General features: G+C 35.4%; 18 protein-coding genes and 1 tRNA gene. 3 read left to right on the forward strand and 16 right to left on the reverse strand.

The window, feature by feature from the left end:
* From F6K23_RS16950 to F6K23_RS17005, 12 genes are all read right to left on the reverse strand, one after another.
* A partial coding sequence (locus F6K23_RS16950; RefSeq protein ID WP_293157776.1) for a hypothetical protein occupies window positions 1-1,010 on the reverse strand: 1,010 nt, incomplete at its 3' end.
* Between the two features lie 59 nt (window positions 1,011-1,069).
* Entirely contained in the window at window positions 1,070-1,729 is a 660-nt protein-coding gene (locus F6K23_RS16955; protein ID WP_293157779.1) for a hypothetical protein, read from the reverse strand.
* On the reverse strand, window positions 1,701-2,495 hold the full coding sequence (locus tag F6K23_RS16960) for a hypothetical protein (protein ID WP_293157782.1): 795 nt from the start codon (window positions 2,493-2,495) through the stop codon (window positions 1,701-1,703). The genes F6K23_RS16955 and F6K23_RS16960 overlap by 29 nt, the downstream gene beginning before the upstream one ends.
* A gap of 26 nt (window positions 2,496-2,521) precedes the next feature.
* On the reverse strand, window positions 2,522-3,898 hold the full coding sequence (locus F6K23_RS16965; protein WP_293157785.1) for an MBOAT family protein: 1,377 nt from the start codon (window positions 3,896-3,898) through the stop codon (window positions 2,522-2,524).
* Window positions 3,899-4,235: 337 nt separating this feature from the next.
* On the reverse strand, window positions 4,236-6,110 hold the full coding sequence (locus tag F6K23_RS16970; RefSeq protein ID WP_293157788.1) for an HTTM domain-containing protein: 1,875 nt from the start codon (window positions 6,108-6,110) through the stop codon (window positions 4,236-4,238).
* Between the two features lie 194 nt (window positions 6,111-6,304).
* The gene (locus tag F6K23_RS16975; protein ID WP_293157791.1) at window positions 6,305-6,427 is read right to left on the reverse strand and encodes a hypothetical protein; all 123 of its coding nucleotides are present in this window, start codon (window positions 6,425-6,427) and stop codon (window positions 6,305-6,307) included.
* Window positions 6,428-6,607: 180 nt separating this feature from the next.
* A complete protein-coding gene (locus tag F6K23_RS16980; protein ID WP_293157794.1) occupies window positions 6,608-6,781 on the reverse strand; it encodes a hypothetical protein in 174 nt (57 codons plus the stop codon).
* A gap of 156 nt (window positions 6,782-6,937) precedes the next feature.
* A complete protein-coding gene (locus F6K23_RS16985; RefSeq protein ID WP_293157797.1) occupies window positions 6,938-8,170 on the reverse strand; it encodes an NAD(P)/FAD-dependent oxidoreductase in 1,233 nt (410 codons plus the stop codon).
* Between the two features lie 810 nt (window positions 8,171-8,980).
* The gene (locus F6K23_RS16990; RefSeq protein WP_293157800.1) at window positions 8,981-10,438 is read right to left on the reverse strand and encodes an MBOAT family protein; all 1,458 of its coding nucleotides are present in this window, start codon (window positions 10,436-10,438) and stop codon (window positions 8,981-8,983) included.
* A gap of 417 nt (window positions 10,439-10,855) precedes the next feature.
* Window positions 10,856-11,263, reverse strand: coding sequence for an acyl carrier protein (locus tag F6K23_RS16995; RefSeq protein WP_293157802.1), 408 nt, complete (start codon window positions 11,261-11,263; stop codon window positions 10,856-10,858).
* Window positions 11,235-13,037, reverse strand: coding sequence for an acyl-CoA dehydrogenase (locus F6K23_RS17000; RefSeq protein WP_293157805.1), 1,803 nt, complete (start codon window positions 13,035-13,037; stop codon window positions 11,235-11,237). Before F6K23_RS17000 ends, F6K23_RS16995 begins: the two co-directional genes overlap by 29 nt.
* 44 nt (window positions 13,038-13,081) lie before the next feature.
* Window positions 13,082-14,899: a fatty acyl-AMP ligase gene (locus F6K23_RS17005; protein WP_293157808.1), complete on the reverse strand. Its 1,818-nt coding sequence runs from the start codon at window positions 14,897-14,899 to the stop codon at window positions 13,082-13,084.
* Window positions 14,900-15,280: 381 nt separating this feature from the next.
* Here F6K23_RS17005 and F6K23_RS17010 point away from each other — a divergent pair, with 381 nt between their 5' ends.
* From F6K23_RS17010 to F6K23_RS17020, 3 genes are all read left to right on the forward strand, one after another.
* Entirely contained in the window at window positions 15,281-15,475 is a 195-nt protein-coding gene (locus F6K23_RS17010; protein WP_293157811.1) for a hypothetical protein, read from the forward strand.
* A 481-nt stretch (window positions 15,476-15,956) separates the two neighbouring features.
* A complete protein-coding gene (locus tag F6K23_RS17015) occupies window positions 15,957-16,295 on the forward strand; it encodes a hypothetical protein (RefSeq protein ID WP_293157814.1) in 339 nt (112 codons plus the stop codon).
* Between the two features lie 469 nt (window positions 16,296-16,764).
* Window positions 16,765-18,912: a pentapeptide repeat-containing protein gene (locus F6K23_RS17020; RefSeq protein ID WP_293157817.1), complete on the forward strand. Its 2,148-nt coding sequence runs from the start codon at window positions 16,765-16,767 to the stop codon at window positions 18,910-18,912.
* 509 nt (window positions 18,913-19,421) lie between these two features.
* Here the strand turns inward: F6K23_RS17020 and fba are convergent.
* The 4 genes from fba to F6K23_RS17040 all read right to left on the reverse strand — a co-directional run bounded on the left by fba (window position 19,422) and on the right by F6K23_RS17040 (window position 24,915).
* Entirely contained in the window at window positions 19,422-20,501 is a 1,080-nt protein-coding gene (gene fba, locus F6K23_RS17025; protein ID WP_293157820.1) for a class II fructose-bisphosphate aldolase, read from the reverse strand.
* Window positions 20,502-21,194: 693 nt separating this feature from the next.
* Window positions 21,195-21,266 (reverse strand) — tRNA-Lys (locus F6K23_RS17030).
* Window positions 21,267-22,000: 734 nt separating this feature from the next.
* The gene (locus F6K23_RS17035; RefSeq protein ID WP_293157823.1) at window positions 22,001-22,873 is read right to left on the reverse strand and encodes an aldose epimerase; all 873 of its coding nucleotides are present in this window, start codon (window positions 22,871-22,873) and stop codon (window positions 22,001-22,003) included.
* 278 nt (window positions 22,874-23,151) lie between these two features.
* Window positions 23,152-24,915 carry a CapA family protein gene (locus tag F6K23_RS17040; RefSeq protein ID WP_293157826.1) on the reverse strand — a complete coding sequence of 588 codons (1,764 nt, stop codon included), beginning with the start codon at window positions 24,913-24,915 and terminating at the stop codon, window positions 23,152-23,154.
* Between the last annotated feature and the right edge of the window lie 690 nt (window positions 24,916-25,605).

The following is a 25,605-nucleotide window of genomic DNA, read 5'->3' on the forward strand; positions in this document are numbered from 1 at the left end:
TAATGAGAATTCTCTGTATAATTTTCCATATTATGATGAATAGCTTCAGTTGTGATACTGTTATATCCAGAAAAGTCAAATACATCACTAATTTGTACAACTTTACGTTTCCATTCTTCAAAAGTTGACCATTTATCTTTCCTTTTCATTGCTTCCCAGTGAGTCGCATGAGAAGGAGAAATAAATAACATTAACTTGATTTTATTTTTTTGAGATAAATCTACTATTTTTTTTAATTCATCTAAGAATTGACCAGATAGTTGATATCTGGCGTATCGATGTTTGACATAATAACTGATGAGTCTGTTAAATCTCTGCTGAGTTTTTTCAGGGTCAATATTTAACTCAGGCATAAATCCATTTTCTCCGTAACCAAGATAATCTGGTGGAGTTTTAAGACTATCAACTATTGTTTCTTTACTTGCCAACAATGCATCTAGAGAAAAGGTAACATTAATAAAATCTTTGGCAGAAATACGCTGTTTTTCTAATCTATTTTCATAGAAATTCACTCGGTTTTCCTGAAATGAATTAAACGTGAAAAAATCTAAGCCTACAATAACTAGGTCTAATTCTTTCTGATTAGCGATGGCGTGTTCTAAATAGCGTCGTAACTCATAAACATTAGGGTTATCAAGGCTTAAATTATAAGCTTGCTGATGATTTTCTAAAGCAGGATGATTTGGATCTAGAGCGCGTTTTGTTCTAGATGAACCGAGCAAAACCGTTACAGGTTTAATCCGAATAATATCAGTTGCTTTAAATAGACGATCATTATTATCTTTCCGGGGTTTTGAATGATTTATTCCCCATAAATTAGGAGTATTAAATACATCATAAGGATCGACAACAATATTGAACAATCCTACAGTAACTACAGGGATAAATACCGACAATAAAAATCTCCAATTATATCGGCAATATTTTCTTTTTTTTCCCACAATTTTTTCTGATTTTTGGGGATATGAAGTTTGAGAGTAAGTAGAACTAAGTTGATTATTAAGGCTCATATTTAAATCCCTGTTCAAGTAGATTTTAGTTAATTCAATATCTTCAATATAATTTTTATCTAGTTTAGTGAGGCATCAAATTTTTGTTTAATTTCTTTTACTAACTTCACTTCATCAGGATTATTTTTAGCCCAAATTTCTCGGTCTTGACGAATTTTTACGAGATGAGATTCAATATTTTCTGGATTAATTAAAATTCCAAAATCCTCTGGAACTTCTTCTTCTTTGTAAGAGAGGAGTCTATTCAAAATTAAATTCCCTACTTTAGGAGTGTAATGAGAATTCTCTGTATAATTTTCCATATTATGATGAATAGCTTCAGTTGTGATACTGTTATATCCAGAAAAGTCAAATACATCACTAATTTGTACAACTTTACGTTTCCATTCTTCAAAAGTTGACCATTTATCTTTCCTTTTCATTGCTTCCCAGTGAGTCGCATGAGAAGGAGAAATAAATAACATTAACTTGATTTTATTTTTTTGAGATAAATCTACTATTTTTTTTAATTCATCTAAGAATTGACCAGATAGTTGATATCTGGCGTATCGATGTTTGACATAATAACTGATGAGTCTGTTAAATCTCTGCTGAGTTTTTTCAGGGTCAATATTTAACTCAGGCATAAATCCATTTTCTCCGTAACCAAGATAATCTGGTGGAGTTTTAAGACTATCAACTATTGTTTCTTTACTTGCTAACAATTTTTTTAAATTCATCTAGTAATTGATTAGACGATTGATAGCCTCTCTTGTAACCTACATAATAATTATTCATAATTTTTTCAAATCTAGACTTAGTTTTTTTCGGGTCAACATTTAGGTAAGGTATAAATCCATTTTCTCCATCAAAAATATTATTTGTTGGATTTTTATTACTATCAATTACTGTTTCTTGACTTGCAAACAAAGCATCTAAAGAAAAGGTAATATTAAGCAAGTCTGCCAATATAATATATTTTTTTTCTAGTCTCTGCTCAGAAAAACTTTCCCTAGTTCCCATCAATGAATTAAACATAAACAAATCTAAACCGATAACAACTAGGTCTAATTCCTTCTGATTAGCGATCGCGTGTTCTAAATAGCGTCGTAACTCATAGAAATTTCCCTTAGTAAGTGCTAAATTATAAGCTGGTTGATGTTTTAAAGCTGGATAGTTAGGATCTATAGCGCGTTTTGTTCTGGATGAACCCATCAAAACTGTAACAGGTTTAATCCGAATAATATCAGTTGTTTTAAAGAGGCGATCGCTATTATCTTTCCGAGGTTTTGAATGATTTATTCCTAATAAATTGGGAGTATTAAACACATCATAAGGATCGACAATAATATTAAATATTCCTACTGCTACTACAGGTAGTAAAGCTGACATTAAAAATAGCCAATTATATCTGCGGTATCTTCTCTTATTTAACACCGATTTTTCTGATTTTTGGGAAGATGAAGCTTGGGAGTAAGTAGAACTAAGTTGATTATTTATACTCATATTTACCTCAACATTTATCTAAAAATTTAAAATTGGAAATAAAGAAACTCAGACACACGATTAAGCGACAATAAAGCCATACTTGTCAAAACACCAATCCAAACTGCCCACCACCATGTAGGTTTCAACTTTGCCAAAATTTCCTGAGTATTGGGTAGGAAACTTACAGAAAAAGTCAAGCCTATTAAAGCCAAAATAGATAAAATTTTACTCCCCAAAAATTCCGGCAAATAATTCATATCCAACCAAGATTTAAGCTGAAAACCAAAATTAGTTAACACAGATAATTTACCTTTCGCTTCCCCTGGTATAACAACCCCATTCATACCTGCCATTGTCTGTAAAATATCTAGACCATCCTGAAAATTTTGCGCTCTAAATAATACCCAACTAACAATAACAGCAACAAAAGTAATTACCCATGCCAATACTTTTGGCATAGGAATATTCAACTTTCGCCAACCATGATTAATACATAAATAAACACCATGTAACCCTCCCCAAATTACATAAGTCCAACCTGCACCATGCCATAATCCACCTAACAGCATCGTTGTCAAAAGATTACTATAACGACGCACTTCTCCACGACGACTTCCACCCAGAGGAATATATAAATAATCCCTGAGAAAATTGGATAAAGTAATATGCCATCTTCGCCAAAAATCACTAATAGAAGTAGCCTTGTAGGGAGAATTAAAATTAATCGGTAATTTAATATTAAACATCAACCCCAAACCGATCGCCATATCAGAATAACCAGAAAAATCAAAATATAGCTGAAAAGTATAACTTAAAGCTCCCACCCAAGCTTCAATAAAACTCAGGTCGGCAGCATGATTAAAAGCTAGTGCTACCCATGGAGATATAGTGTCAGCTATCAAAACTTTTTTACACAAACCAAGACTAAAAAGACTTAAACCCAAAGCCATATTTTTCTGGGAAAAAATAAAATTACGCAATTGACGAAACTGAGGAATAAGTTCATCGTGGCGTAAAATAGGTCCGGCAATTAATTGAGGGAAGAAAACTACAAAGAAACTATAAGTTAATAAGTCATAATTCGTCTCTCTTGTTTCCCCACGATAAGCATCTACTAAATAAGCTATCTGAGTAAAAGTATAAAAAGAAATAGCCAAAGGCAAAATAATTTGCCCAGCATTCAAATTTGTAGAAACTACTGAATTAACAGTATCCAAGAAAAAATTTGCATATTTATAATAAGAAATTATTGCTAAATTAACAGCTACACCTAACCAAAGTAAAATATTTGCTTGCTTACTTTCTGGTTTAGCCTCAGCAATAAATTTCCCCATTTGATAATTCCACAAAATTGAAATTATTAGCAAAGGCAAATAAGCAACATTCCAATAACCATAAAAAGCAAATGAACTAGCAGTCAACCAAACTTTTGCAGCCTTAATTAAACCAAATCTCGTTAAACCAAAGAATATAATCAGAGTTAAAGGTAAAAAACAAAAGATAAAAACGTAAGAATTAAATAGCATATCTAGTAACCGAAAAATTAGGTAGTTACGTCTCCTCTTTTAAGAGGATAAAAAGCAGTCGAGAGATGGGGAGGTCTCCTAGCCATCTCTAATCGACCAAGAGAAAAAGAATATTCCGTATTTTCAAGTTTCCTGATTGCAGAAGTACTAAAAACTGTTAGTGTAGCTCCTCCGATAAGGAGGCTAACTGATAACTGATAACTGATAAATTATAACTGAAATTACCTTCTCCCTAAATATCTTTTTGCTCATCCGAACAAGATTTTTGCATAATATTTTTCTTTTCCACAATTTGTGTTTCACCAGGTGGTACAGTTCTCTCCTCCATAAAGAAAATATCCAAACTTTCTAATTTTTCCGAACCTTCATTCTTTTTATTCCATTCACTACAAACATACTCTGCATAATAAGGATAAAGTTTTTTACCAATCGCTCGATTTAGAGTAATAAAATAACTGCGCCACTGCATATTTTCATACAGGTTATTAAATTGTTTCATCGTTGGTTTATCCCAACTTATAGACTCTCCTTTCTCATATAAAACATCAACCTCTTTCCCATTTTTCAACTTCCCAGAAATAACGTGCCAACCATCATCTCTTGGTGGAGCAGGCGCAAAAATACTCCAAGATTGGTCTAACTTTGTGAGCTTACCAAAAACATCTAACCGTTGAAAAGTCTTACGTCGAAATAATGTGTGTGCTTTAGCGATAAAATCCTGCTGTTGTACTTTTCTTCTTTGATAAGTTTGCCTAACAAAACCTTTAACATTCCAAGTCAAAGTATAGATAAGTAGTAAAAATACAACGACATTTAAACCTCGATAAGGACGTATATCTAAAGGACGAAATTTAAAAGGTTTAGTAAAATTTCCAGCAAATTTTCTATTATTAGCAATAGATTCATAAAATTTTGTTCCTAGAGGCATTATCGCTGATAACCCCATCAAGAAAGCCAAAGGTTTAAAGATAGGAGACAAACTAAATACATAAACCAAAGCTTCCCATTTAAAATGTCGATTTCCTTGCCAGTCTACAACAACCCAAGAATTTTTCTCCTGCATATCAGCATAGATAGATTCATCAGTTTGAGCAGTAGTTAATGGTGTTCCTGGTAATATTAAAAACGTGCGTAACAGATAAACAACTTTCTTACAAAATCCACAATCTGCATCATAATAAATTCTCAATCCTTGACGTTCATTACTCTGGATTTTTTTCTCCCAATTATCCCAGACTTCTGTAGGAATAAAAACCAACCAAATAACCACACATAAATAAGGAAATACCCCTAGTTCAAAAGATAAGCCAAAACTAATATGTAAAAGAATAAATAAAACAATAGAAACGCAGCGGAAAAATGTAATTCCAACAGGAATAAAAATCATCAAAGGTCCTAACCATTCAAACCACAGAGCTACCCAGGTTAGTAACTTTAATATAGGTTCAGGAAAACCTAGTAAAAATTGCCCAAATGGCGTAGCATACCCATCAAAACTCAAAGCATAATAAACCGCATCTCCATCAGGCCACCAAATCTCACTTTTAGTCTTATAAGCTGCCGAACCTGCATAAATCAACACTATTTGAATCATCAGTGCCACAGTAGCAGCAGAAGCAATACGTTTAGGTAATTTTTCTTGTGAAGAATTAAGAGCGCTATCTATTGAATAACTTGCTCCCAATGGTAAAAACATTGCCCAGAAAAGTAGAGCGCGTAGTACATGATCGGCAGCAAAACTTAAAGCTGGATTTCTATTTTGAATAGAAATAACAAATGCCCACATAGCAATAGTTGCTAATCTAGTTCGATATCCTACCAACAAAGCTATCGCAATTAATCCAACAATTAAGAAAATTAACCCCTGTACAAAAGGTTCGCCACTAATTGAATTTATTGACCAATAAAAGGGATTTGTAATTTCCTTAAGTAATGTCCGAGGCATAACTCCAGCATCACTATAAAGAGACCTTAAATCTCCTGCACGGATAATTAAATCTACAATAATTACTAATGCTAAACCAACTCTAAATAGAGCAAGCGATCGTAAATCTAAACCAAACAATTTTTCCAGTGTTGCACTGAAATTATTTTTTTCCTTTTCCATACTTACTGTCATTTTAATTATTTAGTTATTGACTTTATCAAAACAACTTCTGACTTCTGACTTCCTTTGCTAACCCCACTCTAAATAGAGCAAGCGATCATAAATCTAAACCAAACAATTTTTCCAGTGTCGCACTGATTTTTTTTTCCTTTTCCATACTTACTGTCATTTTAATTATTTAGTTATTGACTTTATCAAAACAACTTCTGACTTCTGACTTCCTTTGCTAACCCCACTCTAAATAGAGCAAGCGATCGTAAATCTAAACCAAACAATTTTTCCAGTGTCGCACTGAAATTATTTTTTTCCTTTTCCATACTTACTGTCATTTTAATTATTTAGTTATTGACTTTATCAAAACAACTTCTGATTCTGACTTCCTTTGCCAAACCCACTCTAAATAGGGCGAGTGATCGTAAATCTAAACCAAACAATTTTTCCAGTGTCGCACTGAAATTATTTTTTTCCTTTTCCATACTTACTGTCATTTTAATTATTTAGTTATTGACTTTATCAAAACAACTTCTGATTCTGACTTCCTTTGCCAAACCCACTCTAAATAGGGCGAGCGATCGTAAATCTAAACCAAACAATTTTTCCAGTGTCGCACTGAAATTATTTTTTTCCTTTTCCATACTTACTGTCATTTTAATTATTGATAGTAATTTCATTTGAGTTGCGTAAAAAACATGGTAGCTTTTAGGCAGCAGGCAACAGGTAAGAAGGTTTGCCGAACTTTTTACTGTTAGTAAATAACTAACTCTTGTTTTACATATCATTTAAAAATGCTATAGTTATTGACTGTATTAAAGTTATAAATTATCTACTTATTTCAACTTTTTGTGACTAGCTGATTTGCCAAATAAATTTTCCCACCAAACTTTTAATCTATGGCGAATAACTTGAAATTTGTGAGATAAAGTAGGTAATCTTTGAATATAAACTCCTAACCTTACCAAAGCAGCAAAAGAGCCATATAAACTAATACCAAAACTAGAAATAGCTGCCGTATTCATCCCCAAAGTAATCATCTCTCCCAAATGTAAATAACGAAACGGTCTTGGGCGTTTATTATTTAAACTTTTCCACAGATTTTTTGCTGCTTGACTTGCTTGTTGATAAGCAACTTGAGCTGTTGCTGGAAGTTGTTGATTATTGGGATATGAAATCTCCGCAATATCTCCCAATCCAAATACTTCTGGATAGTCAACTAACTGTAAAGTTGGCTCACAAATAAGTTGACCTCTAGAATTATGAGAACAATCCAAATTTTTCACCCACTCTCTCATTTGAACTCCCGCAGTCCATAATATTAAATCAGTGGGAATAACAGCAGTTTCTCCAGCTTGTAAAATAGTAACTTGGTCAGCTTCAATAGCATTCACACCCGTCTGTAAACTGATTAAAACATTTCTTTTATCCAAAGCACGTTGAGCATTTTTCCGAGTAGCAGGAGTAAAACTTTTCAGAATTTCCTTTCCTCTTTCTATCAGGCGTATTTCTCCCCTTTTACCTAATCTATCCGCTATTTTTCCTGCTAACTCTACCCCACTCGGTCCTCCACCAACAATACTTACTCGAATTTTTTCTTGGCTAGAATTTTCCAAACTTTGTAACTTTTGTTCGAGGCGTTGAATATCAGCTAAAGTTCTGAATGTCAAAACATTTTCTGCACCATTTGGCATTTTTCCATTAGTCACACCCACAGCAATAACTAAATAATCATAAGGTAAACTTCCTCCCTCCAAAAGTTTAACTTCACGAGCTTTAAAATCAATATCTTTCGCCTCATCTTGACAAAACTGAATATCTTTATTTTTGAGTAATTTATCAAAAGATGGAGCTATTTCCCAAGTTTTAAGTTCATCTGTAATCACCTCATAAAGTAAAGGAGTAAATGCAATATGATCATTTATATCTATTAAAGTTATTTGACAGTTTTTATGTTTAAATCCACGAAAACTTTGTAAATACAACGCTGTATAAAGACCGCCGAAGCCACCGCCTAAAATACAAATTTTTGTAGCTATTGCTGTTTCAGATATTTTTCCAGTTTCCACAGCTTTTAATGTCGATAATTATTGATTTTTTTGCCTATTATATAAAAACTACTCCTGACAAATCCCGATATGATAATTTTCAGGAAGCAATAGTAATTTTTTTTAAATTAACTTCAAAGCTTTTACCGAAAAATTGTGGTCTAAAGCCTCCCCTTTTAAGAGGATAAAACAAAGATAATATTCCTGATGTCAAGCCTCCTTATTGCAGAGATACTGTTAGGGTAGCTCCGACCACAGGAGGCTAACTGAAATGACAGGCAATTAAACTTTTAAATAAAGTCAAATACAGCTCTATTGGTCAGAGCAAAATGTATTACTACCTAACCAACTTTACTATTCAATATTATCCTACAGATAGCAGTCGAAGCAAATATTATGCTACCTCTAAAACTTCATTCATCTTAACAAGTAATAGTTTTGAATCTAGCTAAATGCTGATAGCTGATAGCTATACATCAGCACTCCAAATTAAATTCAATACAATCATATTTAATCTCTTAACTATGGTATTTCACACCCCAAAAAGTCTTGTAAATCCAAAATATTCTTCCGGAACAAATGTTTTAAATCTAATCATTAGACTTGTTACAGAAGTTATGAAATAGGGTATTGAAAATAGGGAGATGAAATTATTGATTTGATATCTTAAATTGATTTAATTAACACTTTTACAGAAAATTTGTGGTTCAAACCATTCTCTTTTAAGGGGATAAAAATAAAAATTTTCCTTTGAGTCAATCCTATCCGTTTTAAAGGAGAGGTAATTATTAATTATTAATCATTAATTATTAATTGTTGAACAGAGTTCTATTAAAACTCAAAGTAAATAAATTCAGAAGGAATAGTTGCCCCCAGTAAAATAGTTAAACCTAGCAGACCCCTAGATATCCAAGGAGATAGCAACAATTCATACTCATCTCGCTGCTGCCAAACTGCCAAATGTTCTAAAAATAATGCCCCGATCGCCACAGTTAAAGTAAAAACTAAAGCCCAACCCTCATTTATGCTATAAGAACTAAAAGCATCGATCACTCCAGAAAGTGAATAAGCTCCAGGTGTAACTAAAGTTACTAACTTAGTACCCAACCTACTAATATTAGTTTCCATAAAAAATAAACAGCCTAGAGTCACGGACATAAACGTCAAGGCCCAGGACACTAAATCAGTTCTAGAAGTCCATCTACCCACAAACCTCTGAAAAGGTCTCCCGGCATATCTGATCGCCAATAGTAATGCCCCATGGTAAGCTCCCCATAAAATAAAATTCCAGGCTGCCCCGTGCCAAAAGCCTGAAAGAGTAAATGTTATAAATAAATAGAATGGTGCCCACTTTTTATTTGCACCCATTAGTGGAATAAAAACATAGTCCCTAAACCAGTTACTCAAAGTAATGTGCCAACGTCGCCAAAATTCTTGGATACTGACAGAAGTATAGGGTGCCAGAAAGTTTAATTCTAGTTTAACTCCCACAAATCTAGCGATACCAACAGCCATAAAGCTGTAACCACCAAAGTCAAAATATATTCTTAAAGTAAACAAAAAGGCATGAAACCAAACTAACAAAGCATTTGTTGCTTGCTCTAGGTCTATATATGGAGTAATGTTATCTGCTAGAACAAATTTCATAAATAAACCTAGAGATAACCATCGCAAACCTAATTCAAAGTTTTCTACAGTAAATTTGAATTTAAAAGATTCTAACTGGGGTAATAATTGTTTGCGTCTTTCGATTGGACCTGCTACAATTTGGGGAAAAAATGCGATAAAATTGACGTAATCTATGAAATTAATTGGCTTTTTCTTTTTCGCTGTAAAAGAATCTACAACAAATGCCACCATCTGAAAAGTATAAAAAGAAATCCCTGGTGGAATAGTCTTATATACAGGCAAAGGAAAACTTTGTTGCCAATTATCTGGAATTCCTACTACTAAACCTACTACATCTTCTACAAAAAATGTGAGATATTTAAAGTATGCTAATACTGCTACATCAAATACTATTAAAAATGTAGCGATCGCCCTTGACTCCCAACCACGTCTTTGCAACATCAGTCGCACCATGATGTAGTTGAAAATCACCTCAAATATAAATACGGCAAAACTTTTTAAACTAGCATTTAAAAATAATGTTAGTGATAATACCATCAAGCCAATGGTATCAAAATAATCTTGCCAGAAGTTTAACCTTTTTCCTAGAGCGCGGATGGTGAAGAAAGGCACACTAAAAATCAGCAGCACCCACCAGAAGGAAAAATCAGAAAAATTCAATTAACTATTTCCTCCTCTATACTTGATAGCAACCTATCCCAATAAATTATGGTATGAGGTATTTGTCAATCTCTGAAATATTGAAAGATTTTTTAGTTACCAAAAGCAATTTTATTATTGGTAACTAAGATTTTTAATTTTATGAAGATAAAGTCTTAATATATACTAAAAATCATTAGTATAACTAAGTAAAAATTCAGCCGTGAGCCATCAGCTATCTGCTATCTGCTATTACTTTTGGTAAACATTCAAAGCTGTATTAATTCAGCCCGGATTAAATCTTACTACAAAAGTCGTTAAGTCTATTTTAATTTAAACCCTGTCCTCGCACATCAGAGTCTTATTGCTTAAGCGCTGACCGCTAATAGCTGAATGCTTACATAACTAAGACTTTTCTCCTAGGGTTCTTCAGTTCTTTTATGAACCACTTACTCCCTTCCAAAAACCACCCCAACCTTTACCAGATTTTTCAGCAGTTTTTTCCACTTCTTCTGTTTTTTCTTCAGAGCTTGCCAAATTTTCTAATGCCTCAGAAATATCAAACTCAGAAACTAAATATTCAGCAGATTTTTCAATTGTTGGATAATCCCAAAATAAAGTAGAAGGTAACTCTAATTCTAGTTCATCTTCCAGCTCACCAACTAAAGTTACGGCATCAATTGAGTCCAAACCATAACGAGTTAAAGGTTCGGTAAATTCGATAGTACTTTTGTCAACAGACAATTGTTCTGCTAACTTTTCAGCAATCCATTTTTGTAAGATTTCTAAGGGGGAATTTTCTGTTTTTGCTTCAGTATTAAGCGTGCTGGAGTTCTGAACTTGCATTTGTTTTATTCTCCTGTTTTTGTGTTTGTGCTAGTTGAAAGGGAACAATAGAAAATACTTTATTTTCGTTATAAAGTTTGAGCATTTCTTGAGTAACTTTTTCCCAATATAATTGGTCTACTTTTTGTGAATGCCCAAAAGGTTGTAGTAAACGATTTAAAGATAGTACCAACCACTCACCACCTGCAAAAAACTCACCCAGTATTTCGCGGTTATAAATCCACATATGCACACACGCTGCTGCTGCGTGTAAAGCACAGTATTTTTTAGCTATTTCAAATAATTCTGGTGACTGGTCGTGACCAAACTCAAATGCTGAATTAGCAATTTGTTGGTCGTGAGCGTTTACTTCTTCAATAACACACTCAGTCAGTGCAGTAATTTGCTCTAAAACTTTAGTGTTTAAATTAGCAGCTTTTAAATCTTTTAACTGTTCTAACGCAATTTCTAATCCTTGTAAAGCATCATCAGCACCACGCCCTACAATTTCCAGTTTTTCTGGTTCAAAAGTAGGCAGTTGTTTCTCCAAGGAAAAGATGATTTCTAGACGAGATTTAATTGCTTCCATCTTAGCAGAATTCCGCCGAGAACGATGTTTTGTTAACTGACGGAACTGTAAAATTAGAGCGTGCAAATTAACAGTTGTACTGCCATCAAATACACTAATAATTGAATTATCTCTCAGCACTTTTTGGAATATTCCCCAGTCATGTTCTTCTCGCATATAAAAGCGAGAACCTAACACTGATGAAATATTATTAATCATTGTTTCTAACTGAACAGTAACAAAATATTTCACCACTGCTGCCCAAACACTAAATTGTTGAGGAATAACATGAAATCCTCTTGCTGCTCCAATAGTTTCACAATCACAAATTAATAGGTCTAAAAAACCATCTACCAGAATTTTCCTGGGTTGAGGAATGTCAAAAACTGTTTTATTGTAAATGACCCGATTAATAGCAAATTTTAGTGTAGTTCTTAAAGCTGTATCACCAGCACCATGAGAAAAAGCTGCACATAAAGTTCGAGTAATTTGAAATCCTTTCAAAGCTACTTCTAGACCTGCTCCTTCCCCTTTTATCAACATATCTTCGGGAACAAAGCAATCCTTAAAACCTATGCCACTCATATCAGAAGCACGGATTCCATGGGTAAGAATTTTTGGTAAATTGTAGTAATTTGCTGGATCTAGTCGGCTTTTTTCTACCATAAATAAAGACAGACCTCTAGCTCCTCCATCCTCTTGGTCAGTCTTTGCTAATATATAAGATACTCCAGAAATAGTTGCGCGATTTATCGGCCACTTTTCCCCATTAAGTAGATAACCTCCAGGAACTTTTGTTGCAGTCAAATCTCCACCAATGAGGTCAGCACCATGTTCCTTCTCTGAATAACCAAGGCACATTGTCCCGTGTTCATCTTTAATATAAGTTGCTAACTTTTGCTTTTGTTCCTCTGTACCTGCCATCCAGGTAATAAAAGACCAAAACATGGTAGTAAAAGCAATTCCAATTGTTTGGTCGCGCCTGCATAAAACTCTAACGAAGGCCACAAACTCTTCAAAAGAAGTAAACTCCCCCCCACAATTAACAGGGATATAGTGATGTTGTAGCTTCCAATTATAGAGCCATTCAATTTCCTGATGTGGAAATTCTTCACTCTCATCAATTTCAATCACTCTCTTGAAAGACATTGTACTGTCTGGATTTTCTGGATCGCCAAGAGCACGCTCTAATTCTTCCGCTAACCAATATTGCTTGAGTTTATCCATGCTAAATCTCCTAAATTTTTTGTAGGGGCTAATGCCATTCGCCCCTACGGGCTATTTTTCATTTGGGATGCTAATGACTCAACTTCTTCTTGTAACTTTCGATACTTTGAGGTTAGTTGAGGATTTTCACTCCAGTCAGATATCACGTCTAGGGTTCCGGCCAAAAAGTTGGAACGACAAGCACGACGTTGAATCTTGCCACTAGCAGTCTTGAGAATATTTCCTGGTTTAGCCAAAATTACAGCATAAGCTTGTAATTCATGGTCTTCTGAAACAGATTGGCGGATATCATTGATAACTTTCTCAGTATCCAAGTCTTGAGTGCGACGTTCTACCTCTTGAACAATTACCAAATGTTCATCACCCCTAACTTCGACTGAAAAAGCAGCACCATAATCTGGACGAAGTGCCGGGTGAACCTGTTGTACTGTCCACTCAATATCTTGGGGATAGTGATTTGTACCTCGGATAATAATTAAATCTTTAATCCGACCTGTAATATACAACTCCCCATCTTTCATAAATCCCAAGTCACCAGTCCGCAAGAACGGACCCTCTCCACTATCTTTGATGTAAGCTTGGAATGTTTCTTTAGTAGTTTCTGGACGTTCCCAGTAGCCTTGCGCTACACTGGGGTCTGACACCCAAATCTCTCCCACTTCATCAGTAGCACATTTTGCTAAAGTTTCTGGATTGACAATAGCCACCTGAGTTTCACAAACTAAGCGACCACAAGATGGATAAGCTCTTACCCCTGTCGCATCAGGAGAAACTTCTACAATTTTATTTTTTTCTACTAGAGCTGTTGCATCTATGGTGCAAAGTACCGGGTCTGTGAGTTTAGGTTTAGCTGAAACCAGTAAAGTATCTTCTGCTAGTCCATAACATGGAGCAAAGGCATTCCAACGAAAACCACTAGCTGAGAAAGTTCCGTAGAAACTCTCCATAACTTTTGGGTTAATAGGTTCCGCCGCATTACCTGCTGCTTCCCAATTACTAAGGTCTAAAGTGGATAGTTGTTTGGGCTTAACTCGGCGAACACAAAGGTCATAAGCAAAGTTAGGTGCTTGAGAGTGTGTCGCTTTGTAATTTGACATAGCTTGCAGCCATCTCAAGGGTTGCTTGACAAATGAAAATGGGGACATTATGTAGCATGGAGTTCCATTATATAGGGGTTCCATCATTCCTTCCACTAACCCATAATCGTGGAAGAAAGGCATCCAGGTAATAGTTTTACTTTCTGGGGTATATCCACAAGCTCTCTGTAAATAGCCTAAGTGGTGAATTAAGTTTTTGTGGGTCAGCATTACCCCTTTTGGAGTAGAAGTAGAACCAGAGGTATACTGCAAATAAGCTAGTGTATCGCTAGTAACACCCGGATCTTTCCATTCCTGAGCTATCTCTAGATCGACAGATTCAGTATCTATCCAGCGCATAGTCTCGAACTCAGGAAATTCATCAGCTACTTCTTCTACAAGGGAAATAATTGTGGCCGTTGTTAGAACTATGGAAGCTTGAGCATCTTGAACTATGGCTCTAAGTCTAGGCAAAGTTCGTTTGAGACGACCTGCTTCTGGAGGAGGTACTGGAATTGCGATTACTCCAGAGTATAGACAACCACAAAAAGCTGCTATTGCTTCTAGTCCTTGTGGATAGAGTAGTAAGCCTCTTTCTCCTTTGACTTGATGTTTTTGTAGCAATGCTGCAATAGCTTGTACTCGATGCTCTAGTGAAGCATAAGTAAAGTTTTCCCCTTCTTTTTTGCCGTCAACCAAAAAAGTGTATGCTAGTTTTTCTGGTTGTTCTGCTGATAAAGTCTGAAGTAGGTCTATTAGGGTGGAATATTTCACTGTCTCACTCATTAGAATAGGAGAAGTATTGGCTTGTATATTCAGATATTATTTGGCTATCTGGATTGGACTTAGGATTTTACTTTAGATTATTTATCCTGAGTAATACACCTATTAGAATGTAATTTTAGTGACATTTACTTATTTTGCTTGAGCCTCAAAGCTTGATAAAGCGCTGCAATAAGTGGGTTTTAAACTATGAGGTGGTATTTTTTTTTACTATACTCTTAGCCAATCTGTTTTATTTTGGCATAAGTTGATCGACGATTGCAACTTTTAGGTTGGTTCTTTACAGAATCTTTAAGTAATCGGATAGGCTTGCAGAGAATTTTATCCTACTTTATATTTTGCACGTCAATTTTTAATATTAAAAGTAGTACGGCAAGAGCAAGAGTGGTTAAATACTTAACTTTGGCTTCCAAATCAAAAAATCCTATTCAACTGAAACCAGGAGAGCAGGGTAGGGGAGCCGTAAGTTTGACCAAGTTAGGAGGCCGTCCAAAAATCCAGGGCTATTTCATTCTTTATAATCACCTGGGTGTGGGGAGTGTGGGGAGTTTAGAGAAAAACTACAACTTTATGGGTTGAATTAACTGTTTGGGGGTTTGCATTTTCCTATATCCCCTATAACCCATACCTCCCAAACTCCCTCCGCCCCAATTAGTTTCAGCCTTAATGAAGCAGCTATGCCAACAATTGGAGATTTAATTTTTTGTTATTTCCTGATTTAGCAGTCGAAGCAGAGCTTAGGACATTCCTAAATGCTTCAACCCAGTCATAAATTACGTATGTACGGGCGAATGGCCATTCACCAGTACTGACTTCTGACTTCTGACTTGTGCGTAGGGCTATACTTGGTCAATCATCTCAAGATTCTATATTTTAGATAAAAATATCGGCTTTGTTGAGAATTTATAGTAGTCGAAGGAAAGGTTAGGACAGATCAAAAGCTTAAAACTCAGACAAAGTAAGATTTTTCCTTCTTTCTTCCTTCTTCCTTCTGCTATATAATTATTCCTGAGCAAATATTATCTATAGTTTGAGGAGTTAAAGTAAAACTTTTTTTTAGATGAATAATTACAACAATAATAACTTTAAAAAAAATCCCGAAGTAGACGAGGTATATGTACCAAATGTATTGAACCCTCTATCTAATATTTTTAAGTATCTTCAAGGTTTTTATTACCAATTGTTAGAATGGTTTAAGGAACTTCCTCAATGGGCAAAAATTATAAGTTTAATTATTATTCCTCTATTCATCATCAAGATATTAGAGGCGATTATCAGTTTAGTTTCTTTGTTAATTACTATAGCTGTGTTTGGAGGAGCGATTTATATAGGATATAAATTTTTATTCTTACCTAATTATTCAGAAACAGGTAAATATGAAGGTGAAAGACAGAAATGAATTATGATTATTGCTGGAAACTATTAATAAATACTCAAAAATATAGATATTTTTGATACATAAAAAATATATAAATAAAGATGAATACTAGATTGATTTGCGGTCTTAATCTGAGTAAAATTTGCTAAATTAGATTAGTTCTAGTATTGACCTAGTGTGAAAGAAAGTATCAAAATTAGTTTGACCACAAAACAATAATAGTATATAGTATTTCTGCGATCGGTTACCAACACTGTATGAATTGATTACAGGTTTTATCTGTTAACAAAATTTAGACATAACGGATAAGTTTGGAAAGTATGGGAAAATAGAGATAGAACCAGTTTAAATGTGATATTAGCTCCTTATTTGTTCCTAGTTAGGAAAGTAAAAAAAAGGGTAAAAACAGGTGGCCTTAATAGTAATACCATACTTAACGGTGCAAAATAATTAGTCTAAAAGTTGAGAATACTAGAGTAAGCACATCAATATGACAAGCCCAACTTTTGGTTCAGATATTTCAGATATCAATAATAGTAATAACCCAGAGGCATCGTGGCAGCCAAAATCCAAGCAATTACCTATCTGGGTCCGTAGATGTGGTGCTTGGACTACAGAAGTATCCCTGGTTGTGCTTAGTGGAATAGTTCCATTTTGGCTTGGTCACTTGGGTAATATAGGCAACAAATCTGTTCCTCTCAACCCAGTAGTAGCAACCACCACAGAAGCAATTGCCAATACTTTAGGAATCCCTTTACGAAACCGTTATCAGAAAGTAACGCCTCTGGCTAATCTATTTTGGTCTGGAGCATTATTAGCTCCTGTAGCGATTGTAGGTTGGCAATTATTTTTGTTAGCGAGAACAGGTCAAACATTGCCTAAGCGTTGGTTTGAAATCAGAGTTGTGACGGCTTTAGGAACTTCTCCAGGTTGGAGAAGAACCCTAGTCCGTGAGGGTTTTGCTAAATGGGGATTACCTATGGGAACTGCCTACTTGATTTGGTATCTAACTGGGGCATTTCCTTCTTTGGCAATTCTATTAGCATTGTCAGGGTTAGCATTACTAGGTGATATTTCTTTGATTCGTTTCAATAAATTACGCCGTACAGGACATGATCGATTAGTAGACACTTTTGTTGTAGATGCTCGCTCTGGCCAATTAGATTCTCATCCTTTTAATTTTATCGATACTCAGACACAAGCTTCAATAGCAGCAATTGTTACTACTCACAAAAAATCAGAAGGTTTTCATCTTTGGCCTTGGATGCGAAAAAATCCAGGTATGACTTTACTGATGATAACTGCTTTAGGTATGATATCGGTTTTGGGGACAATTTTTGGCACTCATGTTTATATTCAAAATCAAGCAAATTGGCGGGAGTTTAAACAACAAGATAATGATATGTTTCTGGCTCTTGTGAATAAGTTGTCCCTGACTTCGACTAAACCTCAGCAACGACGAGTGGCAGTTTTAGCTTTGGGTTCTACTAAAGATCCTCGTGCCATACCATTATTAGTAGATTTGTTAGGGCAAGAAAATGAACCAAGTATACTTGATGGAATTCAACAATCTTTAGTTAGTGCTGGACCAACGGTAATACCGGAACTACGTCACTTAAATCAAGCCCTCAAAAATGATCTAGATTCTCTAAGTTATGGAGGCAACTCTCAAGAACAGCTCTTGGTATCTCTGCGACTACGAGCTACTCAAAAGGCGATCGCTAAAGTTCTCAAAGTTTACAGTGGGTCGGTTAAAGAGGCTGACTTAAGTGGGGTTGATTTAGGTCAGATAACTTCTGGCCCAGCTAGCTTTACTTTGATATTAGAAAATACTGATTTGTCTGGAGTGAAATTTAGAGGCGCTATTCTTAATCAGGCTAGTTTTAAGAATAGTCGCTTTTATGGACCAGGAAAAGATAATCGCTTAGGAACTTTTGATGATTTGATTGCTGATTTGAGTGGAGCAAATCTGATAGAAACCAATTTAACGGGTGCAGTATTAGGCCCAGTGGTGATGAAGCGTGCAGACTTATTTAGAGCAATTCTAAATAAAGCAAAAATGCCTGATTCGATTCTGACAGAAGCCAACTTAAGTAGTGCTAAGTTAATTGAAACTGACTTACAGCGAGCAAATTTAACAGAAGCAAGTTTGACTGGTGCAGATTTAGGAAGTGCTAATTTATCAGAAGCTAATTTACGCAGAGCTCATTTAAGTAAAGTTAAGGCTGAAGGAGCGAGCTTTCAATCATCTAATTTAATGGAGTCTAATTGGCAAGGAGCAAATTTATCAGGGGCAAACTTCAGTAAAAGTAATTTGAGAAAAGCAGATTTGAGTTTAGCCCAACTAACTAATGTTAATTTTCGGAATGCTCAACTACAGAATGCTAATTTACGAAACGCAGATTTGAGTTTGGCAGATTTACGAGGAGCAAATTTGAGTGGAACTGATTTAAAAGGAGCCAAATTAGTAACTCCAAAACCGGCTCAATTAGATCAATTTTTGGCCAGTCCACTTGATACATTCAAATCCGATTATTTAAGGGGAGTTAATTTTAATTTTGCTAAAAACTTAGATCCTAATCAAATTAATTACATTTGTAAACAGGGGGGAATTCACGACCAATGTACGAATAATTAGGGTTTGTAGCAGACAGGAGGCAGGAGACAGGAGACAGGAGACAGGAGACAGGAGACAGGAGACAGGAGACAGGAGACAGGAGACAGGAGACAGGAGACAGGAGACAGGAGACAGGAGACAGGAGACAGGAGACAACCCTCCCCTCGCCCCTCCCCCTCCCAGGAGGGGAAGACAGGAGAAATGGCTTGGGAGCGAGGGGGTAGGAGTAAAAATTGTCAATTTGGGATTTTTCTGCCCAACTATGAGCCTAAAATACTAACTTTTTGAGCATCAATAGCTGAAAAATTTGCACTGCAATTCGACCCCAAAAAGACACTTTTGTTTATATGTCAATGCTTTTAGATTTAATCAGCAGAGCAATAATTAAATTAAAGTAGTGGGTTTCTCGATCAAGCAGTTAAGAATGCTAAAAAAAAATGAGAAACCCTAATTATTTTCAGGGCTTCTCATCCACTAAACTAATTAAATATTTCAGAAGCTCGAATGTAGAATTCTGATTGTGCTATGAACTAAACTGCTACTGCTTTTTTAGTAGTAGCAGCTAATTCTCCACTAGCATATTTAGCAGCAAACTCATCCAAGGTTTGAACCTTAATTTTGCTAGCATTACCAGCAGTGCCAAATTGTTGATAGCGATCGGCACAAACCTGTTTCATGTACTTGATAGAAGGCTTCATAAAGTGACGAGGGTCAAAGTTAGAAGGATCTTTAGCAGCAGCTTCACGAATAGCAGCGGTAATGGCCAAACGGTTATCAGTATCGATGTTTACCTTACGAACACCACTCTTGATTCCTTTTTGAATTTCTTCTACAGGTACACCATAAGTTTCTGGAATTGAACCACCATATTTGTTGATCATTTCCAATAAGTCTTGAGGTACAGAAGAAGATCCATGCATAACCAGGTGAGTATTGGGTAGGCGACGGTGAATTTCTTCAATACGGCTAATAGCTAGAATTTCTCCTGTAGGTTTACGAGTAAACTTGTAAGCACCATGGCTAGTACCAATAGCAACTGCTAGAGCATCTACTTGAGTACGTTCTACAAATTCTACTGCTTCATCTGGGTCTGTCAAAAGTTGTTCGCGAGAAAGGACGCCTTCTGCACCATGACCATCTTCTTTATCGCCCATACCAGTTTCTAGAGAACCTAAGCAACCTAGTTCTCCTTCTACACTTACACCAATGGAGTGAGCAACTTTAACTACTTCAGCAGTAACATTAACGTTATAGTCGAAGCTAGCAGGAGTCTTAGCATCTGCCTCTAGAGAACCGTCCATCATCACGCTAGTGAAACCATGGCGCATAGCGGAATAGCAAGTAGAGGGTGCATTACCATGATCTTGGTGCATAGCAATGGGAATATGAGGATATGTTTCTACGGCGGCTATAATTAAGTGACGTAGAAAAATTTCACCAGCATACTTACGCGCTCCACGAGAAGCTTGGAGAATTACAGGACTGTCTGTTTCATCAGCCGCCTGCATGATGGACTGAATTTGCTCCATGTTATTGACATTATATGCAGGAATTCCATAACCGTTTTCTGCTGCGTGGTCTAATAATAACCGCATTGGTACGATAGCCATACCTTGTCCTCCTATATTTTTTGTTATTAGCTGATCGGTAAATTTGATTTACTTAAGCTTAAATCTTACGACAATATTAAGACAAATTGAAGATTCTGTCTATTAATACTAATTTTTTAGATATAAAAATTAGTATGGTAAATCATACCTACCGCTTTAAAGAAGTCAGTAGTCGGTAGTCAGTAGTCAGTAGTCAGTGGCTAGTAGGGGCGTTAACGATAGTTATGGGCAAGCTTTCGGCTGTTCGCCCGTACAGAAGTTATTTTTGTAACGGAGATTTGAGCTTCGCTCCAAAAATATTTCGCCTTAAAAGGCGGGGTTGTGCGACCCAATTAGGGTTTGCTGAAAAAGTCTTATGGGTGAGGGTAGGAGAGAACCCACCCCGAACCCCTACCCCTCCCTGGAGGGGTAGGACCGAGACAGGAGAAATGGCTTGGGAGCGAGGAGGTAGGAGCTAAGTTTTGTAAGAATGATTTTTCTGCCCAACTCTTACCTAAAATACGCTCCATCCATGAGCGTGAAGAGCTGATTCCCAGGCACTGCAATTCGACCCCAAAAAGGTTAAAGTCTTTATATGTCAATGCTTTTAGATTTAATCAGCAAGCCCCAATTATTTTGATAAATATAAAGCCCGAAATTTTATAGAGCAGTGGTGAAGCTCTAAATTAATTATTTTTAAGATTTTTATCTTAGTGGGTCGCCCGGGATTCGAACCCGGAACAAATCGGTTAAAAGCCGAGTACTCTACCGTTGAGCTAGCGACCCCTATTAATTTTGTTTTATATCACACTTCCACTAACTATAGCATAGTCATAATTAATATTGCAATAGCTTTCTGAAAAAAATTTTAGATGTTGTGAAACCTGTATGGACAATTTGGTTCTTTTCTATAATATTATTAAGTTCATAGCTAAGGGACAAATCAACAAAGCTCACTAACTATTAAATATAGCAGTTTGCGGTGGTATATTTACAAATTGCAGGAACTGCCCAATAGCTAAAATTATTATATTGTCTATCGGCTTTTTATTCTCCCTATTGCCTGCAGGGCTAATTCTTTGTCGTCAGAGAATATTTACAACCCTATATTTTTTTTGAGCTCCTGTGCTTCCCACACTCCCCACAGTTGCTACATTTGCCACACCTCCTACACTCCTCACACTCCCTACCCCCTCCTCCTTTTTTCTAAGCGTGACAATAAATTGACCCTGGCTATTGCCTGTTGCTTGCACACAGCGCTATATGTACAGTTTCTCAAGTTACTGAAGTACAGTTATTTTTCTTCTTTTCTATTTCCTACTCTCTGCTCCCTGCTCCCATGCAACAAACGAATTTTGTACCTCATCAGCATGGGAATTGCTATATGATAGTTATAAATATTTAAGAATATTGATTAGTAAACCCTTCTCATAGTCAGGAGATCATTTTAGTTATCAGTTATCAGTTGTAAAATCATTACTTGTTTACGACTAGCAGATATGATATATAATATGCAAGTATTACAAAAATGTTGCAGTGAGCCTAACGAGCATTTCACAGGAAGACCCAGGCTCTAAATCAATCAAGCGATAACCTGTATTTAGAGAATTTGGAGGAGCTGTCCATGGTTCTAAACAATAGAATTCTTCATTTTTAACTATCCAGAAAGCCATAGTTGAATAAGAAGATGTATAACTCAGAATAATCTTGAGGCCACGACTTCGATCATAGACGGTAGTGGCCAAGCCTGTTAATTTTTCAAATATTGCATTCACTTCATCTTGATTAAGGTCAAATTTACCATTATTATCGTGGACGATTCCTGTTTTTGGTTCCACATATTGCATTGAAGGGATATCAAAGTGAAGCTGATACTTGTTTGGAGCAAAGAAATAAGGATGTAGTCCTGTCGAAAATGGCATCCTTTGTGTATTACTCAAATTGGTGTAAACTTGGAATATTTCTAGAGAATTACCTTTGACTTGATAAGTAAAAGTTAATTTAAAATCGAAGGGATAAAAAGTTTTTGTGAATTTATTACTAGTTAAAACTAGAGTTATTGAAGCTCGGTCTTGAGTAGACTTTTCTATGACTTCCCAAGGTAGTTCTCGTGCAAATCCATGTTGTTTGAGAGAGTAACTATTTCCATTATATTCGTATATATTATTCGGCAAGTTGCCACAAATGGGAAACAGGATAGGTATACCACCTCTTACTATTAATTCTGGATTTTCCAACCTTTTGGAATCAAAGTAAAGTAGCTCCTGATTATTAATACACCAACTTGTAATTATTCCTCCTCTCTCTGGAACGACATTTATACTAGAATTAAATCCTAAATCAGAGAGGGTATAAGTCTTGTATTGTTTTTGTTGAAGTGCGATGGCAAACACAGTTTTTAATTCAGGAATTGATTATTTAATATTGGGCATTGGGTAATGATAACTAGAAATAAAAATCAACTTTTTTGGTAATTTGCCCAATAATTATTTAGACCTCTAGTTTTTATATGATTACAGTATAGTAATTTCCGATCAACCATCAATTTTTTTTAGATAGTATTTTCATTTTGTACTTTATTCTACGTCATTCGATACCTCATATTTTTAGAATCATTGAATATAAAAAACAGAGTATTTAGCCATAGTTATTAATGTTTGTATGATTTTAATTAAATTCTTAAACGAGGTAATTCAATAAAAGGTTCCTTGATAAAAGGTTCTTTTATCAAAGGTTCTCTTTCTTCTTTAGCGGTTGCTTCAGGATTTAATATTGGTGGTAAAGAAAAGCTATTCTGACTATCTAAACCAGCTTCTCCTACAGACAAATTCTGAGAGTCATCTGTGGAATTTTGCTCATTTTCTATACTTCTAGGTGTAGGTGGCAACTCAGGTAAAGTTGGAGTTGATAAAATATTAGAGTTCGATCTACTTGGACTAGAGTCACTACCAGCAAACTTTGCAGAAGAATTGATCTTATCTATCTTGAGAGGGGTTCTCATAGGTTGATGGAAAACACTAGAAATTTGAGCAATGTGACTGAGAATTTCCTCTCCTTTTTTACCTGTAACAACCTGAGGTTGGTATTTACTAACCACTATCGGCAAAAACTCAATCTTCATTTTGCCTGGTTTTAAAGACACTTTCAAGATTGCTGTCTCATAATCACTCTCTTGATTAGAAGTATCTCCAGAAATCAAATTACCCAAAGAGTATATAATAGGTTGCCCCTTATAAATTTCTGCCCCCTGCAATACCTTAGGATGATGTCCTACAACTAAATCAGCACCTTGATCGATTGTTGACCTAGCTATATCCATCTGCCAGTCTCCAGGATATTCTGATAATTTTACCCCCCAGTGATAGTTAACAATAATCCAGTCTACCTGCTTTCTCAGAATTTGAATATCTGTAGCTATCTGATCTTTATTACGACTGTTAACTCCTACTATTCCAGTATTTGGTTGAATATCTGTATCATCATAGCTCAAGTAGGCAATCTTTTGGCCTTTAACCTTAAAAATCTTGGGTTTTCTGGCCTCATCTTTTGTTTTACCTGCTCCTACAGAGTGAATATTTGCCTGCTTTAGAATATCTATTGTTTCAACTAAGCTTTGTTGGTTATTGACCTTATTCTGTTCATTGGCCAAATTAACTAGATCCACTCCTCCAGAAGTCAAGACATTGACATAGTTAGAATCTACTGCTAGCTTATTCTGACTGTTTGTACTATTGATAGTAGAACTAGTCAGAGGATTTTCCAGATTAATCATTGCCAGATCGGCTTTTCTATACTCATCCATTTTGGCAAAAGGTAACTTATAATCCCCTTTTACTACATCAGAAACTGGATGAGATAAATTGACATCTCCACCAAACATTAAAGTAACCGTAGGGTCATTTGGGTTTGTCAGCTTTATATCATTAATCACTCGTACTTTTCCAGCAGCAGTTTCCAGCGATGAAACTGAATTTTGCACTAGTACTTCATAATAACTTACCCAACAACCCAAGATAAAGGTAGCCACCACTGAACCTATTAATATGAACGAGCGGAATATTTTAAATTTGAAATTATTACTTTTGGTGGGAATATTAGATTGATTATTTAATGTTCTTTTTGGTGTGATTCTAACAGATTGTTTCCAGAGGATATCGGGTGAACCCCTAAAACGTCCTATTATGTTTACTCTTTCTAGCAAAGGAGAATTCAGTTGATAAAGTTGGTGACAAATAAACTTGATTAATCTATCTGTTGGAGGTTCCTGCTGAAACTCTACTAAAACTTGTAAATATCCAGTGGTTTCTTTCGCTACACGAGCCGATATTCCTTGAGGTTTTAATTCTTTATTTATCCAGGAGCTAATCGCCTTAAAATCACCGGAACGTGCTAATTCCAAAAGAGATGGTGGAGTTAAAGTAGGTGTGTAAGTCATATCTTAACCTAATAGTTAAAGCTTTCAGATAGTGGGTACAAAAGTTTGAATAAATCAACAATACTATATCTTGTCTAAACAAGTATGTCATGCTGACTCTTCTCATAAGTTTTGTCTCAGTCTTTATCAGTAAAATTGATATACGTTCAACAACAATTTTAATATTTATGACAAAAATTATCTGTAGTTTAGTATGGAAGTCAAAAAAAAATATTTAAAGAATTAAATCAGGAAGATACTTAAAGATATAAATAGTATAGGTAGTCCTAAATATGTAAGGATAGAAGGAAAATATCCAAAATATAGTATGTTGTTCTGATGTCAATAATATTACATCTTGCCCCAACTGTACCTCAAACCAGATTGTCAAGAACGGTAAAATTCACGGTTGGCAAGCAAAACTTTAGATGCCGAGACTTTGGCTGATAATTTGTCCAAAATCCCCAAGGAGGAGATGACTAACCAAGAAATTAGAAATTAAAGAGTTGATTAATAAACTCTTGCAAGAATTGCTACCCTTAGCTACTTATTCAGAAAAATCATCGATTTTATGCTGAAATTGATCGACTTTGTTTCTTATCTAAAAATCTCTTAAACTCATGCTAATTATTTAGTTCGTCAGTCTTGGATATTTGAAAAGACAAATCTATCTTACTATGACCTACAAAAAACACTCTCTACTCAAGCAGA

Origin of the sequence: Okeania sp. SIO2C9 (assembly GCF_010672455.1) — a bacterium.
In the GTDB taxonomy this organism is placed as follows: Bacteria; Cyanobacteriota; Cyanobacteriia; order Cyanobacteriales; family Microcoleaceae; genus Okeania.